Below are 15,918 nucleotides of genomic sequence, written 5' to 3'. Positions count from 1 at the left end.
CAGTAAGTGTTTCTGTACCCGAGTAGCTATAATTTTAGCTACTCGGTACAGCTATTATTTCTAAATAAACTTGGCATAACACATTTTTATTCCAGCAAATCTGTCATGCTCTTAATGCTTAGTGCAACCGTTGATGTGTTATGCAGAAGTGACGTTGTTGTGGGGCTGAATATTCCAAACATTCCCATAAGGATGAGGAATGAGTTGAATCCAAGTATTGTACGATAGTTAAAGTCAATTCTGTCCATCAGTTTGCTGCTTAGTTCTTTTAAAGTTATGAGTACAGACAAGTCATCGGAAGAAATGGTGATATCGGCAATTTCTCTTGCGATTGAAGCACCTGTGCTTACGGCTATTCCGGCATCAGCTTCGGAGAGAGCGGGAGAGTCGTTTATTCCGTCGCCGACCATTATGACTTTTCGTCCTGCTTCGTGTTCCGCTTTGATAAATGCAGCTTTGTCTTCAGGCAGAACTTCTGAGAAATACCTGGTCACACCCGTTTTTGAAGCGACCGATGCGGCAGTTCTTTCGCTGTCGCCTGTCATCATTACGATATTTTCAAATCCGATGTTCTTTAGCTTCTTTATAACTGACGGAGCTTCTTCTCTGATCGGATCTTCTATAAGTATGACGGCTGACAAAACTCCGCCTATTGCCATATATAGGTGCGAATATTCATTTGGAAGATTGTCAAAGCGTTCTTTTTCTGTTTTGGGAATAGTGCATCCTTCATCTTCGAAAATGAAATGATGGCTTCCGATACATACTTTCTGATTATCGATGGTACTTGAAATTCCATGTGCGACGATGTACACAGCCTTAGTATGTTTTTCTTCGTGAGACAGGTTTTTATCTTTGGCAGCTTTAACAACGGCATTGGCGATTGAGTGAGGATAGTGCTCTTCAAGGCATGCTGCGAGCCTTAGCATTTCATCCGCATCCGTGCCGTTAAATGTTATAACATCATGGACTTTGGGATTGGCATAAGTAAGCGTACCTGTCTTGTCGAAAACAATTGTTGTTGCATCGGCTACGGCTTCCATGAATTTGCCACCTTTAACCGAGATTTTATGATTTCCGGCTTCGCGCATTGCGGAAAGAACGGCAATAGGTATGGACAATTTAAGTGCACAGCAGAAATCCACCATCAGAATAGATGTAGCTTTTGTGGCATCCCGTGTAAACAGCCATGTAAGGAGAGTTGCATCAAATGTGTAAGGAACAAGCCTGTCTGCGAGGTGGGAAGCATGTGCTTCGGTGTCTGATTTGAGTTTTTCCGACTCTTCGATCATTGTTACGATTCGGTCATATCTTCCCGAGCCCTGAGCTTTTTGAACAGAGATGATAAGTTCTCCTTCTTCGAGAACGGTTCCCGCATATACGAGGGAATCGATTGTTTTATGAACGGGAGCGGATTCGCCTGTCATTGCCGCCTGATTAACGGAGGCATCGCCGTGTAAAACAATTCCGTCCAAAGGAATCATGCTTCCTGTGCGGACCACTATGTTGTCACCAATTTTTACATCGGAAATATTTACAAGAATTTCCTGAGAATCATCTGTTATAACCCAGACTTTGTCTATATTAAGTGACATAGCCCTTGCAAGGTCGTCAACTGATTTTCTGTGTGTCCATTCTTCCATTATCTCGCCGATTTTCAGAAGAAAGATTACGGAACCTGCGGTATTGTGATCTCCTCGAAGTAAGGAAACACCTATACTTGTAGCGTCAAGAACAGATACTTCGAGTTTCCCCTGCAGAAGAGTTTTAATACCACTGATGATATACGGAATAGCTTTCCAAATGATTATCAGCCTGCCGATAGAAGCGGGCAGGAACAGCCTGTTCAGTACTTTTCGTGCAATATGAAAGAACATCTCATCTTCATATTCTATGCGAAGTTCGCGCCCTGTATGTTCGGGGACCGCAACCTCGGTATTTATAATGTCAAAACTCGCGAGCGAAGATAGGACTTCATCACGTTTGTTTTGGTCAAAAAATATGATGGCATTCGATGTTCTTTCGTTTACAGAAACTTTTTTTACATAATCAAAAGAGTCCAGATAATACTCAAGTCGGTCGGCTTCGAAAGGCGTCATGTGCGACCGGTATAAATGGACTCTCATTCTTTCTTTTGATTCATGAAGTATTTTACATCTCATATAGCGCCTCTTGCTTATACTCCTGCATTTTCAAGGACGGCTTTGGCATCAGCGATTTCTTTTTCTCTTTCTTTGGCATATCTGTTTTCATTGATCTCTTTTGCGTCAGCGCTGATATCCTGGCAGTTTTCCTTGATGTTCGTATATGTTTCCATAACTGAATCTTTGCAACGATATGCAGCGGCGGTTATATGAGTGTAGCATTTCTTTGCATCATTGCTTCCAAGAATTTTAACTCCTGCCGTTCCAACCAAAAATCCACAGGCTATCTTTCCAACTGTACTCCACTTGATCATAAGTTATCCTTTCTGTGCATTTTATAAAAATGCGCATATCATTTAATGTTTTGGTAATTAATCATTATAGGAAGATAGAATTTCAAATGGAAGATATGTGCGGCATTGCAAACGAGAAGATTTCTCAACAACAAAACTTTTGGCCAATAATGCAAAAAAGTTATTTCAAACCTGCTTGTTTAAGTGCTTCATTGTAAGCATCTTTTACAGCCCCGGTTGAAAAGGTTGCACCGCTTACGGTATCGAAATCTGCAAGAGGATCTTGCTTTATCTTATCAACCAGTTCCTCTGAATAATGCTTGTAGTCACTTTCATCTTCGTAATCGGGAAGAGTAATATCGGTAACTTCTCCGTTTTCTACTTTTATCTCAACCGTTATATCTCCTGTGTATCCAAAGCTCGTAGCGCTGTAAACACCGTCGGTGACTGATAATGAGTTTGTGCTTGATTCGGTGCTTTCGGAAGTTGTGCTCATATCATCCGAAACATTTTTGGGATTCGAAACGGTGGTTATATAAAGATAGAAGATAAGCGAAACAAAAGTAACAAGGATGAGTGATATATATCTGTATTTATCAAGGTTAAAGTCCTTGTGAGAAGCGCTGTAAGCCTTTAGAGGGCGACAGATAAAATACCACAAGAATATGATTGAATACACAAAGATATTCAGAGCGGATCTTGAATCGCCTCTCAGTGCGACTTTTACATACAGCAAGAGTATGTGTACATAGATCATTGGGTAAAAGATATATGCAAAACGCTGTAATTTTTTCCAGGCCTTCGGATTCATTTTTTTTCTGATCTTAATAAAAGATGTAATGAACAGAGGAATCATGATGCACAGCATGATAACTGAAAAGATATACAGTGCGGATGCATTTGGAGATAACAGGGCAGAAAAAGAAAAAACGTGTCCCAAAGCCAGAATTGATGCGATTATCGACAGCGGCCCTCTTATAGACATAAGGAGCTTTATTGGCTGCGATCCGTTTTTAAATGTTGCCGCATACATTACCAGGACAAAAAACGAGGTGGCAAGACCTGCTTTTGTGAACATGGGAAATATGTATGTTCCTACAAAACCGCCGGGGGTTATCCCCTGCAACTGTAAGATGATTGTTGCAAGGGAAAGGATTGAAAAAATCACATAAAAGGGCATTGGATTTTTTTGCAGCGGTTTTTCAAACAGGAGAACAAATAATATGGCTGTCAGTAAGGATATGAAAATAATCATGCAATATTGCTCCTTTTTGAAAAAATATATCTGTTATTTCTATGTTATTTCTTTGGCTCTTCTTTTGCGGGAGCCACTTCGGTGATATCAACATCAAGTGTGACATCGGGATATCCCGAAGATTTTACAATTACTTTAAATGTACCTGTCTTGTCAAAAACATTTGAGACAGTCTTGTCGACAGTGCCGTCTTCTTTGATGAGCTTTGCGCCTTTATGGCCTGTTCCGGATACTTCGTTGCCGCTGACGTCATAAGCTTCGATGTTCTTGATATATGCGGCAAACTCTTCGTCTGAAACACCATCAGCTTTCACTATACCGTCTTTATCGGCTTTTGCAACAGCTTTGTCTGTTGAAAGAACAAAATCGGTTGTATAAGGTGCGTAGACACCTGACTTATCGCTTATGGTAAGAGTGTATTTACCTGCAAGGGCTTCTTTCCATGTGATATTTGTTCCGTCACATGTGATATCGCTGCTGTCACCATCAACTGAATATTCGGGCTCGTAGTCTTCAGGGAAACCGCTTGTTTTAACGGTAGTTGTATTACTTGTAAGTGCTGCATCGGCAGCAGTTATCTCGTTATCGAATTTCAAAGGAAGATAGAGGTTAACACTTGCTTTTTTTACGCCTTCCGGTGTATAAAGTACGATCTCGTCGATTGTCTTTCCGGGAAGATCTGCATACGGAAGATATGCAACAGTGTTGCCGTGTGGCTCTTTATAGCTTTCTGTTGTTGCAAATGCAATCTCAAAGCCGCGCCATACATTTTCAAGTGAACGCATTCCGTAAGTCTTTCCTTCTGTTGTATGAATGGTTGCGGCAGATACGACCTGTGAAGAAAGTGATTCATCAAGATCAATCTCATAGTCACCCCAGTGTGTGGCTGTATTTATGCTTGCTTCGGATAAAGAAAGATCCTCGGTATCACCGATGGTTTTACTGAATGAATATTTTCCGGAAGAATCTTTTGAAAGTTCTTTATAATTCTTTGGAATTTCTGCAAGCTCGACATAAGAGTAGTCGGCAGCATCATATAAGGATGCTTCGTCATTGACCTTTAAGCTATCGTCAATTTCAGTTCCTTCAGGAATGCAGACGGGAAAGCTGACACCTAAGATCATACTGTTATCTTTAAGGTGATAGGTACCGCCTGTGAGTTTGTCATTAGCGGCTTTATTCATGGTCGCACTTGATACGGCATCAACTCCTTCGCCGCCTTCGAATTCATTTGCAAAGAAATCTCCGTAAGGAATATTCATTTTTACAAATGTTCCACTGACACTTGTACTGTCGGTTGCATTATCGGCTACTTCTGTGGTGCTGCTACCGGTATCGGAAGCGGATGAATCCACGCCGTCTTTTCCGCATCCTGTAAGAGATAATACAAGAATAGCAGAGAAGATGACTGACAAAACTTTGATTTTCATATTTATAGCTCCTCTCTTAAGTAGAAAAATAATATGTTAGCGAGTGCTAACCAGTCACCAGTGAAGTCTATCATAGATTTCGCGGCTTTGATATGAGCAAAATAGACAAAAAATTGTAAATGGTTACCAGAAACTAACGGAAAAGTGTTGACAAAGAAGTTAGCAAGTGCTAACATGAACGCAGTTAGGTAAATCTAACGTGTGACATACGTATGTTTACAGAAATCTCCTACACAAAATGCCGCATCTTGCCAATGCGGCATTTTTTCTGCGGTTTGGTGGATAGAAATGTTTTTGCGATTATGCTATTGACAAACATTCTTAATAAGAATATTCTATGTTTGAGGTTAGCATAAGCTAATAATGATTGTATGATGCTAACTCGAGTTACAGGAGGGTAATATGACACTTAATGATGCGGAACTTGGTAAGGAATACATAATTGATGCTATAGACACAGGTGGAGATGAGGAGATGGAGAGCTTCCTTTTTTCACTGGGATGTTATAGCGGAGAGAAGATTACTGTTGTTGATAAGAAACGTAATCTTGTGGTCGCTATTAAGGATGCAAGATATAATATCGATCCTGAGTTAGCGGGAGCTATCAATATCTGAGGATGTGCAGAAATCTGCTTTCCATAAATTTTTTTAAACGATTTTAGGAGGAATTGTAATGAGAATCGCAATGGCAGGTAATCCCAACAGTGGAAAAACGACCATGTACAACGCTCTGACGGGAAGGAGCGAGAAGATTGGTAACTGGGCAGGAGTTACTGTTGACAAGAAAGAGCATGCTATTAAAAAGAGTTATTATGATGGAGACAAAGAGCTGATCGCTGTCGATCTGCCCGGTGCATATTCGATGTCACCGTTTACTTCAGAGGAGAGCATCACAAGTGCTTATGTAAAGAATGAGCATCCTGACGCGATAATAAATATCGTTGATGCAACTAACTTAAGCAGAAGCCTTTTCTTTACAACGCAGCTCCTTGAACTTGGAATTCCTGTTGTTGTTGCACTCAACAAGAATGATGCCAATGACAAAAAGGGCAATTCAATTGACGAGAAGGCATTGGCAGAAAAGCTCGGATGTCCTGTGATTAAGACTGTTGCAACATCTGAGAACGGTCTTAAAGATGTGGTTAAGGTTGCGGCATCACTTGAAGGAAAAGGACAGAAAGAGCCTTACAGACAGGGAGATGTTGACGTTCATGATAAAGCGGCGGTTGAAGCGGCTGACAGAAAGCGTTTTGAATTTGTAAATAAGATTGTAAGTGAAGTTGAGAACCGTAAGGTTCTTACAAAGGATAAGAACTTCGGTGATACGATCGATAATGTGATCACACATCCTGTTATCGGAATTGTTGTTTTTGCTGCTATTATGTGGCTTGTGTTCTATATTTCACAGACAACGGTCGGAACATGGCTTGCGGATATTCTTGCAGGATGGATTGAGAGTTTCCAGGGAATGGTCGGAGATGCAATGGCAGATGCCAATCCGCTTCTTTATGCACTTCTTGTAGATGGTATCATCGGCGGTGTAGGAGCGGTTGTAGGATTTCTTCCTCTTGTTATGGTAATGTACTTCCTTATCGCGCTTCTTGAAGATTGTGGATACATGTCAAGAGCAACTGTTGTGCTTGATCCTATCTTTAAGAGAGTAGGTCTTTCAGGAAAGTCGGTTATTCCTATGATCATCGGAACAGGTTGCGGTATACCTGCGATCATGGCTTGCCGTACTATCAGAAATGAGAGAGAAAGACGTGCAACAGCTATGCTTGCAACATTTATGCCTTGCGGAGCCAAGCTTCCTGTTATCGCACTTTTTGCAGGCGCATTTTTCCCTGAATCAAGATGGGTAAGTTTCATCTGCTATATGGGAGGTATATTGCTTATCCTTCTCGGAGCACTTCTTATCAAGGCTATTACAGGTATGAAGTACAGAAAGAGCTTCTTTATCATTGAGCTTCCCGAGTACAAGGTTCCGAGCCTTATGTTTGCGATTAAGTCAATGCTTGAGAGAGGTAAGTCATACATTGTTAAAGCAGGAACCGTTATCCTTGTTTGCAATACTGTAGTTCAGATCATGCAGACATTTGATTTCAGCTTCCAGCCTGTAGAAGAGGGAATGGAAGGAACATCGATCCTTGCAGGTGTTGCAGGACCTTTTGCTTATCTTCTTATTCCTGTTGTAGGTGTCATGAGCTGGCAGCTTGCGGCAGCAGCTATCACAGGATTTATTGCGAAGGAAAATGTAGTAGGAACAATCGCTACCGTATATGCAATCTCAAATCTTATCGATACGGAAGAACTTGAGCTTATCGGAGAAGGTAACGCTGTTGCGGCAGTAATGGGAATCACTAAGGTTGCAGCTCTTGCATATCTTATGTTTAACCTTTACACACCTCCTTGCTTTGCTGCTCTTGGTGCTATGAATTCTGAGATGAAGTCTGCCAAGTGGCTCTGGGGAGCAATCGGACTTCAGCTTGCATCCGGATTTACTGTTGGTTTCCTTGTATATCAGATTGGAACACTTATTACAACAGGAACTGTAGGCGCAGGATTTGCGGCAGGACTTGTTGCAATCGCAGTATTTGCAGGTGTTATTGTATATCTCATAAAGAGAACTCAGAGAGAAATGGTACTTGAATATAAACTTGACTAATAATTTGTAAGCCCGTTTAATGCGGGCTTACTTAATAACAAAGGGTTAGCTTAAGCTAACATACGATATATAACAGACGGAACAGTATGATGGCTTTTTGAATTGGAGACGAGATTATGAATGATGAACAGATAATCATGATGCTACGAAACAACGGAATGCGAATAACTAAACAGAGAAAAATTGTGGCTAAGGTTATTGCTGAGAATGATGGTGTTTCATGCAAGACAATATGCTGTATTGTCAAGAATAGAGACGAATCAATAGGGACAGCAACTGTTTATCGTATGATAAAAGAATTGGAGGACATTGGGGCTGTTGAGAGAATAGACATGATCAAACATAATTGACGGCACCATTCCATAGAACAAGGAATTATTATGCAATTAGAATTACAGAACATCAAAAAATCGTATGGCGAGGGTGGAAGCCGTATTGAAGTACTTAAGGATATTAGCCTTGGCATTGAAAAAGGGGAGTTTGTGGTACTTCTTGGCCCGTCAGGTTCCGGAAAGTCCACTCTCCTTAATATAATCGGAGGGATTGATACCGCCGATTCAGGCAAGATAATTATCAGAGAAAAGAGTATGGCGGATATGGATGAGAAGGCACTTACTTCATACAGAAGAGAGCACCTTGGGTATATTTTTCAGATGTACAATCTTATCCCAAACCTCACAGTGAGAGAAAATATAGAGGTGGGGGCATATCTTTCCAAGAATCCGCTTGATATCGATGAGATTATAGAGGTACTTGGTCTAAAGGAACATCAGAATAAAATACCGAGTCAGTTGTCGGGAGGACAGCAGCAAAGATGCTCGATAGGAAGAGCAATCGTAAAGAATCCGGATATTCTTTTGTGCGACGAACCAACAGGAGCCCTCGATTACAACACTTCCAAAGAGATTCTTGCACTTATCGAAAGAGTTAATAAGGAATATGGAAATACGGTCATCATGGTCACTCACAATGATGCCATAAAAAATATGGCAGATTTTGTAGTGAAATTAAGAGACGGCGTTATAAGAAAGAGTTACAGAAATGAAACGAAACAAACAGCGGAAGAACTTGACTGGTAAGATGAAGAAACCGCTTAACAAAAGACTTATCAGAGAACTTACAGGCGATATTGGAAAATACATTGTTATTTTCATTCTGCTTGTTTTTTCAATAGGCTTTGTTTCGGGTTTTCTTGTTGCCGGTGAGAGCATGATCAAAGCTTATAATGAGAGCTTTGAAAAATATAACATAGAAGATGGGAACTTCAGAACAGAAGAGAAAATAACCGCCGCGCAAAAAGAGCGGATTGAGAAAAAAGGAGTTTCCATATTTGAAAACTTCTATATAGAAAAAGAATTTGATAACAACACAAAACTTAGAATATTTGCAAACAGGGAACAGATAGATAAGGTATGCGTGATGGAGGGAAGACTTCCGGATGACCTTTATGAGATTGCGATAGACAGGATGTATGCAGATAATAACGGGCTGAGTGTCGGAGACAAACTGGTTTCGGGAAGTGAGAGCTATGAGATTGTAGGTCTCGTGGCATTGTCTGACTACAGCGCACTTTTTTACAGCAATAACGACATGATGTTTGACGCATCTGCATTTGGTGTTTCAGTCGTATCGGATAAGCAGTTTGCAAAATACGATGAGGGTAAGATTCGTTATAACTATGCTTGGCTGTATGACGATAAACCACAGACTGACGAAGAAGAGAAAAAAGTTTCTGACGATCTGATGGACGTTCTGGCTAATATTGTTTCCCTCGAGAATTTTGTTCCGGGATATCTTAATCAGTCGATTACGTTCACGGGAGAAGATATCGTCGGCGACAAGGCAATGATGGAAGTTCTTTTGTACATAATAATCATCATTATTGCTTTTGTATTCGGAGTTACGATCAATAACACTATACATAAAGAAGCTACTGTAATAGGTACGCTCAGGGCGTCAGGATATACGATAAATGAGCTTATAAGACATTATATGTCAATGCCGCTTATTGTAACCGTTATCGCGGCGGTCATCGGAAATATTCTGGGATATACATGTTTTAAGAACGTATGCGTTGCTATGTATTACGGAAGCTATTCACTTCCTACATATGTGACAATCTGGAGTGCGGAGGCTTTTTGGAAGACCACGGCAATTCCTATAGTGATAATGATCTTTATTACTTACTTTATCCTTAGGAAAAAACTGAGCTTAAGTCCTTTAAAGCTTATCAAGCGCGACCTTAGCGGGAAGAAGCCACGGGCTGCGATTGCTTTGAATAAAAAGATAAGGTTTTTTGACCGTTTCCGTATAAGAATTCTTATTCAGAATAAGAGCAGTTATATAATTCTTTTTATGGGGCTTTTGTTTGCCAATCTGCTTCTCTTTTTCGGAATGATGCTTCCGCCGCTTCTTGTGCATTTTCAGGGGATTGTGACAGAGAATATGCTTGCAAAGCACACATATATGCTTCAGATTCCGGCAGGGGCGATAGATGACGAAGATGAATTGTCGACGGCTTTTTCATATGTCTTTTTACTGAACAAGATAAGTACAAATAATCCGACGGCGGAGAAATTCTCTGCTTACGGGCTTAAGACAACGGGTGAAGGCGGAAGCAGAGTTGAAGATGTAAGTCTGTACGGGATAAAAGAGAACAGTAAGTTTATTCACGCTGACTTTGATGATAAGACGGTTCTTATTTCATCGGCGTATGCAGATAAGTACGGGCTTAAAGAAGGCGATGTGATAACGCTTAAAGAGCCTTACGAAGATAAGTATTACGGCTTTAATGTAACGGGAATATATGACTACGACGGCGGAATTGCTGTCTTTATGAGCAAAAAACATCTAAATGACATAATGGGACTTTCGGAAGATATGTTCTCGGGATATTTCTCCGATACGGAGATTACTGATATTGAAGATAAGTACATTGGTACTGTCGTAGATGAAGAGTCGCTTACAAGAGTGTCGAGGCAGCTTATGATTTCGATGGGGAATCTCATGTACATGATAGACGGGTTCTCGGTGGTCATGTTTATTGTGCTGATATATCTTTTGTCCAAACTCATCATCGAAAGGAATGTGCAGTCGATATCTATGGCTAAGATTCTGGGGTACACGGGAAAAGAGGTTGCGGCGTTGTATATAGTCCCCACGGCGCTTGTGGTTGTGGCTTCGCTCCTTATTTCGTACCCGATATTGTCTTATGTCATGGTAGGAATATTCAGAGTTATGTTAAAGCAGATGATGAGCGGATGGATGGTTATCTGGCTTGATCCGTCGGTTTATGTAAAGATGTTCCTCATGGGAATAATTACTTATGCGGTTGTTGCCGTTATTGAGTACAGGAAGATAGGTAAGATTCCGATGAGTGAAGCACTTAAGAATGTTGAGTGACAGATTTTGGTTAAATTATTCGATGTGAACTATGCAAGTTGACTTGGCTAGTACATCGTTTTCTAATTACATACACTTTTTAGCAAGTAAAAATGTATAGTTAATTAGAAAATGATGTACTAGGGTTTGAGCTTGCCGGATAAAAAAGATGAGGATGAAAAAAATATGGGATTATTCAAAAAGTATGTAAATCAGGTGAGTAAACCGGAAGGTTTTCTGGGAAAGATGATGATTGATACTATGAACGGCGGACATGCGAAGATGGCTGACTGGGGAATGTCACATCTTCAGACAATTGCGCCGGATGAAATTTTGGAAGTTGGGTGCGGAGGCGGAAGAAATGCATCTGCGCTTATGAAGAAATATCCTTCTTCCAAGCTTACGGCTATTGATTATTCCGAGTTATCCGTTGAGAAGGCCAAGGCATTTAACGCGGATATGATAGCGAGTGGAAGATGTAAGGTGCAGCAGGGAAATGTTGCCGAGCTTAATATGAATGAGCAGTTTGATCTTGCTACGGCTTTTGAGACCATTTATTTCTGGCCGGGACTTGAGAGATGTTTTGGTGAAGTGAATAAGGCGCTTAAGCCCGGTGGAACATTCATGATCGTAAATGAATCTGACGGAATGGACAAGGCAAGCCTTGGATTTGAGAAGATTGTTGAAGGCATGAAATGTCATACAATCGATGATATCAAGAGTGCGCTTAAAGGAGCCGGATTTAAGAATGTTGTTGCGGATCATCATGGAAACAAGCCGTGGATAACGGTTATCGCGAAGAAGTGATAAAGGAAAATGATTTAAATGAGGTTATAGTAAAGAAGTGATGAAGGCTTGGATAACGTTTACTTCCAAAAAAAGAATCGGGAATAAGGTCTAAATGAATAAATGTAGTGGGGGCATGTTTGGGGATAAGCGGTTACGAATATAGAATGTCATATATGTGAGGTGCCGATTATGTCAAATATTATAATAGCAGCGATTTTGGCAATAATTTTGTTCGCGGCTTTTAGCGGAGCGATTAAACACTTTAAGGGTGAAGGAAGTTGCTGCGGAGGTGGCGGCTCGACAGTGAAAGAACCTGACAAAGAGCTAGCCGGTCCTGTTATAAAGACTAAAGTGTTTGAAATAGAAGGAATGCACTGTGAAAACTGTGTAAACCGAGTTAAGCGCGCAATAAACAGAATTGACGGCGTTTCAGCCAAAGTCAATCTGCGAAGGAAAGAGGCGATTGTCAGCTACGACAGGGAAGTTGACGACAGCTCTTTTACCAAAGATATAGAAGCTTTGGGATATACAATAACAGAGAAATAAGGAATAAATGGTTATGTTTTTGATATTACGGTAGCTTACATAAGCCCTTAATATAACACAATATTAGTGCTACTGTCACCAAATAAGTCGAGTTATTTGATGACAGCAGCACTAGGAAAGGGAAAGTATGTCCGACATTATTTCATTAATTATCGGATAATACAGAAGAAAACATGGAAAAAAATTATTTTGATTTATCAGAGAGAGTTGCGATTATAACAGGCTGTTCTTCGGGACTCGGAGTACAGATGGCGAAAGCGCTTGCATCACAGGGGTGCAATATTGTAGCGGTTGCCCGCCGCAAGAATCTTATTGATGAAGTTGCAAAAGAAATCAGTGAGAAATATAAGGTTAAGGCAATCGGCGTTGTATGTGATATTACAAGCACAGAAAATGTAAATGATGCAGTTGATACTGTAATGAAGGAATTCGGAAGAATCGATATTCTTATAAACAATGCCGGTACTGGATCGGGAGCTACAGCTGCCGAGAATGTTGAAGACTCTCAATTTGAAGGTGAAGTGGCTATAGATCTTACAGGAAGCTTTAAGATGGCAAGAGCGGTTGCAAAGAAAGCAATGATTCCTGCTGCATATGGCAGAATTATTAATATTGCTTCCATGTATGGACTTGTTGGAAACAATATTGCTCCTGCGGTAGCATATCATGCTGCAAAAGGCGGTGTAGTCAATCTTACAAGAGCACTTGCTTCCGAGTGGGGAAATAAGGGCATTACGGTAAATGCAATCTGCCCGGGATATTTTGAAACGCCGCTTACAAAGGAAACTTTGGACAGTGAGTTTTTTCAACAGTACGCACGTACAATGATTCCTATGCAACGATATGGAAAAGAAGGAGAGCTTGATAGTGCTGCAATCTTCCTTTCTTCTCCTGCAAGTACATATGTAAATGGAGTTATCCTTCCGGTTGATGGTGGATATACAGCTATGTGAAAAGTGTTTCAATTTTGGGTAGTATTTGAGATTGAGTTTTTTGGTTGTACTGGGGAACCTGAAATGCTTAAAAAATTGATATTCACCCAAAATAGTAAGATGTATAATTATATGCATAGAAGTTTTGCGCTTCTATGCATATTTTTAGTAAGAGTTATTTTGAGAAATAATATGCTATGTGATTCAATAAAAACATATGCAGATTCAGCGCATAAATAATAAGATTGGAAGAGGATTTCTATGAGAAGATTGCCTTTGATGCTTTTATTGACAACATTTGCATTGTCAGCAGTAAGTTGCGGACAAAAAAACAAAGATGTTTTTGAAGAACTTGAGGAAGTAATTGGCGATGATGGCCCGGCATCTGACTATATTTCTTCGGATGCAGATGATAATTCGGCGGACTTGGTATCAGCTTTACATGATTCTAAATCAAAATTGGAGGGAAGATGGCAGACGGCTTCTATGTCATACGAAGACGATGGAAGTATGCAACCCGAGTACTATGTGGAATTTACGGATTCAGAGATAAAATACGGGCATCTTAAAGATGAAGAGTTTGTTGTAGATCATGTCGATAAGATAGAGGCGCTGTTACTGGGGGCAAAGTGCAAAATACAAGCGACATCATCAACAGGAGTTAAGTATACTTATCAGACTTCCGAAAGCGATGAGAATGTACTTGAATACTATGAGACCTGGAATGAAGAAGAATTCCCCGACACATATAGCGGTGGTGCTTCGCTTAGCAGATGTGAGTAAGTGATGAGCTACAGAGAAATGTACGTTGAGTTTGTGCGGTAGAGAAGGTGCACTGTACAGAGAGACTGAGGAGATTGTGTGCGGTGCGGGAGTGATAATGTGAACCCCATGTCAAGGACACACGCTTCATTTTTTGGCAGTATTTATTGCCAATGCTGATGGTAGTTGATTGGTTACTTTATAATGATAGTATTCATTTGGTGCCATCCCTTGTAGTTGCACCTGGTACCTATCGTTATTGTAATAGTTAATCCAGTCATTTATTCTGTTCTGGACGTCATCGAATGTCTTCCAGGTTTTTATATATGGGCTAAGTTCATCCTTCATATGTCCAAAGAAACTCTCTTGTGGAGCATTATCCCAGCAGTTTCCTCTTCTGGACATAGATTGTGTGAGGATTGTGTTAGTAATAAGATCTCTAAACTTAACGCTAGTATAGTGACAGCCTTGGTCACTGTGAATGAATGTAGTAGCATTCAATGAGTATAAGTGATTCCTCATTAGTTGACGCACTGTTTCAAGAACAAAGTCTATTTCAAGTGATTCACTAAGCTGAAAAGCCAGTACTTGCATTGTGTAAGCATCAATAATCACTGATAGATAGCAGAAAGCGTCATTTAATCTGATGTAGGTTATATCTGTTAGCAGCACCTGTCGTGGTCCATGGCTCTTGAATTGACGTTGTACATGGTTCGGAGCAACAGCATTTGTCTTGAGTGCTTTTGCCATGCGCCTGTAGGGATTCGCTTTTCGAATAGGACATTTTAAGCCATACTTTCGCATAATCCTGATGACTTTCTTGTGATTCATGGGCGTGCCCGTTCTGACAAGCCTCATGCATATGCTTCGATATCCTTTGGCGTATCCTCTAAAGTCATATGCTTGTTTTATAAGAGCAAAATCCCGAAGATCCCTAGCTTCACTCTGGAGACGGTGTTGTGAAGCAGCCTCTGATATGTAGCGATAATACCCGGAGCGCGATACACCTGCGAGTTCGCAGAGCTCCTTTACATCCAGACAACTGTCATTAGAGCTGACTTCTCTTTGGATGGCTTTAAATATATATTCCTTCTGATGAACTAGTTTCCCGGAGGATGAAGATATATATTTTGAATTTTTTTTAAAAACTCAACCTGCTGTTCAAGATGTACGATTCTTTGCTGCATCTCTTTGATAGATGTTGAAGTCCTCTGGGCGTCAAGGTTTTTCTTTGCATAGGCCTTGGTGCGCTCAGCTTGTGACAATCCCCTAGGTGGTTTTAATCCTTCAGGAGAAGTCGCCTCTGCAAGGATATTTCTGCGTATGTTATCAATGGTAGTCCTTGCGAACATCGAGGGATCATACCCAGCAGCCTTAAGAATCTTAGGTGTTGTAAGACCATGGTTAGTTACCTGGTCAATAAAATATTCCTTGAACTCAAGAGTGAACGTTAGCCTATAGGGGGTAGCTGTGTGTGTATAAGGATTCTGAACAAGAATTGCAACTTGTTCATTTGTGTAACATGGTTTCTTTTTTGGATTCATATAGAGTCCTCCCTTGCTAATTATATCAGCAAAGACAGTTACATCCGTGTCCACATGTTGGGATTATCACATTTTTTAGTAAATATACAGCCAATGTTATGTCCACATGTCGGATTTGTTGTTTGAAATCCTGCCAAAATGCTTTTTGGCTGTGTCCACTTCTTGGGGTTCATTTTA

16 protein-coding genes are annotated in these 15,918 nt (G+C 40.5%); 10 read left to right on the top strand and 6 right to left on the bottom strand.

Annotated features, from left to right (window positions below):
• Positions 1–86 precede the first annotated feature (86 nt).
• The 3 genes from G628_RS0104555 to G628_RS18860 all read right to left on the bottom strand — a co-directional run bounded on the left by G628_RS0104555 (position 87) and on the right by G628_RS18860 (position 3,194).
• Positions 87–2,162: a heavy metal translocating P-type ATPase gene (locus G628_RS0104555; protein ID WP_027208575.1), complete on the bottom strand. Its 2,076-nt coding sequence runs from the start codon at positions 2,160–2,162 to the stop codon at positions 87–89.
• A gap of 14 nt (positions 2,163–2,176) precedes the next feature.
• Complete coding sequence (locus G628_RS0104550) at positions 2,177–2,458, bottom strand: DUF6110 family protein (RefSeq protein WP_027208574.1); 282 nt, start codon at positions 2,456–2,458, stop codon at positions 2,177–2,179.
• A 160-nt stretch (positions 2,459–2,618) separates the two neighbouring features.
• Positions 2,619–3,194, bottom strand: a complete 576-nt coding sequence (locus tag G628_RS18860; RefSeq protein WP_196803704.1) for an FMN-binding protein — start codon at positions 3,192–3,194, stop codon at positions 2,619–2,621.
• A gap of 82 nt (positions 3,195–3,276) precedes the next feature.
• Here G628_RS18860 and G628_RS18855 point away from each other — a divergent pair, with 82 nt between their 5' ends.
• The gene (locus tag G628_RS18855) at positions 3,277–3,609 is read left to right on the top strand and encodes a hypothetical protein (RefSeq protein WP_176756584.1); all 333 of its coding nucleotides are present in this window, start codon (positions 3,277–3,279) and stop codon (positions 3,607–3,609) included.
• Positions 3,610–3,736: 127 nt separating this feature from the next.
• Here G628_RS18855 and G628_RS0104535 read toward each other — a convergent pair whose 3' ends face one another.
• Positions 3,737–5,122: a hypothetical protein gene (locus G628_RS0104535; RefSeq protein ID WP_027208571.1), complete on the bottom strand. Its 1,386-nt coding sequence runs from the start codon at positions 5,120–5,122 to the stop codon at positions 3,737–3,739.
• A 402-nt stretch (positions 5,123–5,524) separates the two neighbouring features.
• Here G628_RS0104535 and G628_RS0104530 point away from each other — a divergent pair, with 402 nt between their 5' ends.
• From G628_RS0104530 to G628_RS0104490, 9 genes are all read left to right on the top strand, one after another.
• The gene (locus tag G628_RS0104530; RefSeq protein ID WP_026512996.1) at positions 5,525–5,737 is read left to right on the top strand and encodes a FeoA family protein; all 213 of its coding nucleotides are present in this window, start codon (positions 5,525–5,527) and stop codon (positions 5,735–5,737) included.
• 58 nt (positions 5,738–5,795) lie between these two features.
• The gene (feoB, locus tag G628_RS0104525) at positions 5,796–7,787 is read left to right on the top strand and encodes a ferrous iron transporter B (protein ID WP_026655417.1); all 1,992 of its coding nucleotides are present in this window, start codon (positions 5,796–5,798) and stop codon (positions 7,785–7,787) included.
• A gap of 116 nt (positions 7,788–7,903) precedes the next feature.
• Positions 7,904–8,137, top strand: coding sequence for a transcriptional repressor (locus G628_RS0104520; RefSeq protein WP_026655416.1), 234 nt, complete (start codon positions 7,904–7,906; stop codon positions 8,135–8,137).
• Between the two features lie 30 nt (positions 8,138–8,167).
• Positions 8,168–8,866, top strand: a complete 699-nt coding sequence (locus G628_RS0104515) for an ABC transporter ATP-binding protein (protein WP_027208570.1) — start codon at positions 8,168–8,170, stop codon at positions 8,864–8,866.
• A 1-nt stretch (position 8,867) separates the two neighbouring features.
• Complete coding sequence (locus G628_RS0104510; RefSeq protein ID WP_027208569.1) at positions 8,868–11,189, top strand: ABC transporter permease; 2,322 nt, start codon at positions 8,868–8,870, stop codon at positions 11,187–11,189.
• 195 nt (positions 11,190–11,384) lie between these two features.
• Positions 11,385–11,975 carry a class I SAM-dependent methyltransferase gene (locus G628_RS0104505; protein ID WP_242827168.1) on the top strand — a complete coding sequence of 197 codons (591 nt, stop codon included), beginning with the start codon at positions 11,385–11,387 and terminating at the stop codon, positions 11,973–11,975.
• Positions 11,976–12,146: 171 nt separating this feature from the next.
• Complete coding sequence (locus G628_RS0104500) at positions 12,147–12,503, top strand: heavy-metal-associated domain-containing protein (protein ID WP_027208567.1); 357 nt, start codon at positions 12,147–12,149, stop codon at positions 12,501–12,503.
• A 173-nt stretch (positions 12,504–12,676) separates the two neighbouring features.
• Positions 12,677–13,456, top strand: coding sequence for an SDR family oxidoreductase (locus G628_RS0104495; RefSeq protein WP_027208566.1), 780 nt, complete (start codon positions 12,677–12,679; stop codon positions 13,454–13,456).
• Between the two features lie 240 nt (positions 13,457–13,696).
• Complete coding sequence (locus G628_RS0104490) at positions 13,697–14,218, top strand: hypothetical protein (RefSeq protein ID WP_027208565.1); 522 nt, start codon at positions 13,697–13,699, stop codon at positions 14,216–14,218.
• Between the two features lie 126 nt (positions 14,219–14,344).
• Here the strand turns inward: G628_RS0104490 and G628_RS16400 are convergent, their stop codons facing one another.
• Positions 14,345–15,268 (bottom strand): IS3 family transposase, encoded by a 924-nt coding sequence (locus G628_RS16400; protein ID WP_278246541.1) that lies wholly within the window; start codon positions 15,266–15,268, stop codon positions 14,345–14,347.
• Positions 15,269–15,297: 29 nt separating this feature from the next.
• Positions 15,298–15,741 carry an HTH domain-containing protein gene (locus tag G628_RS0104480; protein ID WP_026667562.1) on the bottom strand — a complete coding sequence of 148 codons (444 nt, stop codon included), beginning with the start codon at positions 15,739–15,741 and terminating at the stop codon, positions 15,298–15,300.
• Between the last annotated feature and the right edge of the window lie 177 nt (positions 15,742–15,918).

This window comes from Butyrivibrio hungatei NK4A153 (assembly GCF_000424465.1).
GTDB classification, from domain to species: Bacteria; Bacillota; Clostridia; order Lachnospirales; family Lachnospiraceae; genus Butyrivibrio; species Butyrivibrio hungatei_A.
This window is presented reverse-complemented; position numbering and strand designations above follow the sequence as displayed.

What these genes read in the sequence shown, in the direction of transcription:
- G628_RS0104555 (WP_027208575.1), bottom strand. Translation starts at nt 2,162, where the DNA reads ATGAGATGTAAAATACTTCATGAATCAAAAGAAAGAATGAGAGTCCAT.
- G628_RS0104550 (WP_027208574.1), bottom strand. Translation starts at nt 2,458, where the DNA reads ATGATCAAGTGGAGTACAGTTGGAAAGATAGCCTGTGGATTTTTGGTT.
- G628_RS18860 (WP_196803704.1), bottom strand. Translation starts at nt 3,194, where the DNA reads ATGATCTATGTACACATACTCTTGCTGTATGTAAAAGTCGCACTGAGA.
- G628_RS18855 (WP_176756584.1), top strand. Translation starts at nt 3,277, where the DNA reads ATGAACAGAGGAATCATGATGCACAGCATGATAACTGAAAAGATATAC.
- G628_RS0104535 (WP_027208571.1), bottom strand. Translation starts at nt 5,122, where the DNA reads ATGAAAATCAAAGTTTTGTCAGTCATCTTCTCTGCTATTCTTGTATTA.
- G628_RS0104530 (WP_026512996.1), top strand. Translation starts at nt 5,525, where the DNA reads ATGACACTTAATGATGCGGAACTTGGTAAGGAATACATAATTGATGCT.
- feoB (WP_026655417.1), top strand. Translation starts at nt 5,796, where the DNA reads ATGAGAATCGCAATGGCAGGTAATCCCAACAGTGGAAAAACGACCATG.
- G628_RS0104520 (WP_026655416.1), top strand. Translation starts at nt 7,904, where the DNA reads ATGAATGATGAACAGATAATCATGATGCTACGAAACAACGGAATGCGA.
- G628_RS0104515 (WP_027208570.1), top strand. Translation starts at nt 8,168, where the DNA reads ATGCAATTAGAATTACAGAACATCAAAAAATCGTATGGCGAGGGTGGA.
- G628_RS0104510 (WP_027208569.1), top strand. Translation starts at nt 8,868, where the DNA reads ATGAAGAAACCGCTTAACAAAAGACTTATCAGAGAACTTACAGGCGAT.
- G628_RS0104500 (WP_027208567.1), top strand. Translation starts at nt 12,147, where the DNA reads ATGTCAAATATTATAATAGCAGCGATTTTGGCAATAATTTTGTTCGCG.
- G628_RS0104495 (WP_027208566.1), top strand. Translation starts at nt 12,677, where the DNA reads ATGGAAAAAAATTATTTTGATTTATCAGAGAGAGTTGCGATTATAACA.
- G628_RS0104490 (WP_027208565.1), top strand. Translation starts at nt 13,697, where the DNA reads ATGAGAAGATTGCCTTTGATGCTTTTATTGACAACATTTGCATTGTCA.
- G628_RS0104480 (WP_026667562.1), bottom strand. Translation starts at nt 15,741, where the DNA reads ATGAATCCAAAAAAGAAACCATGTTACACAAATGAACAAGTTGCAATT.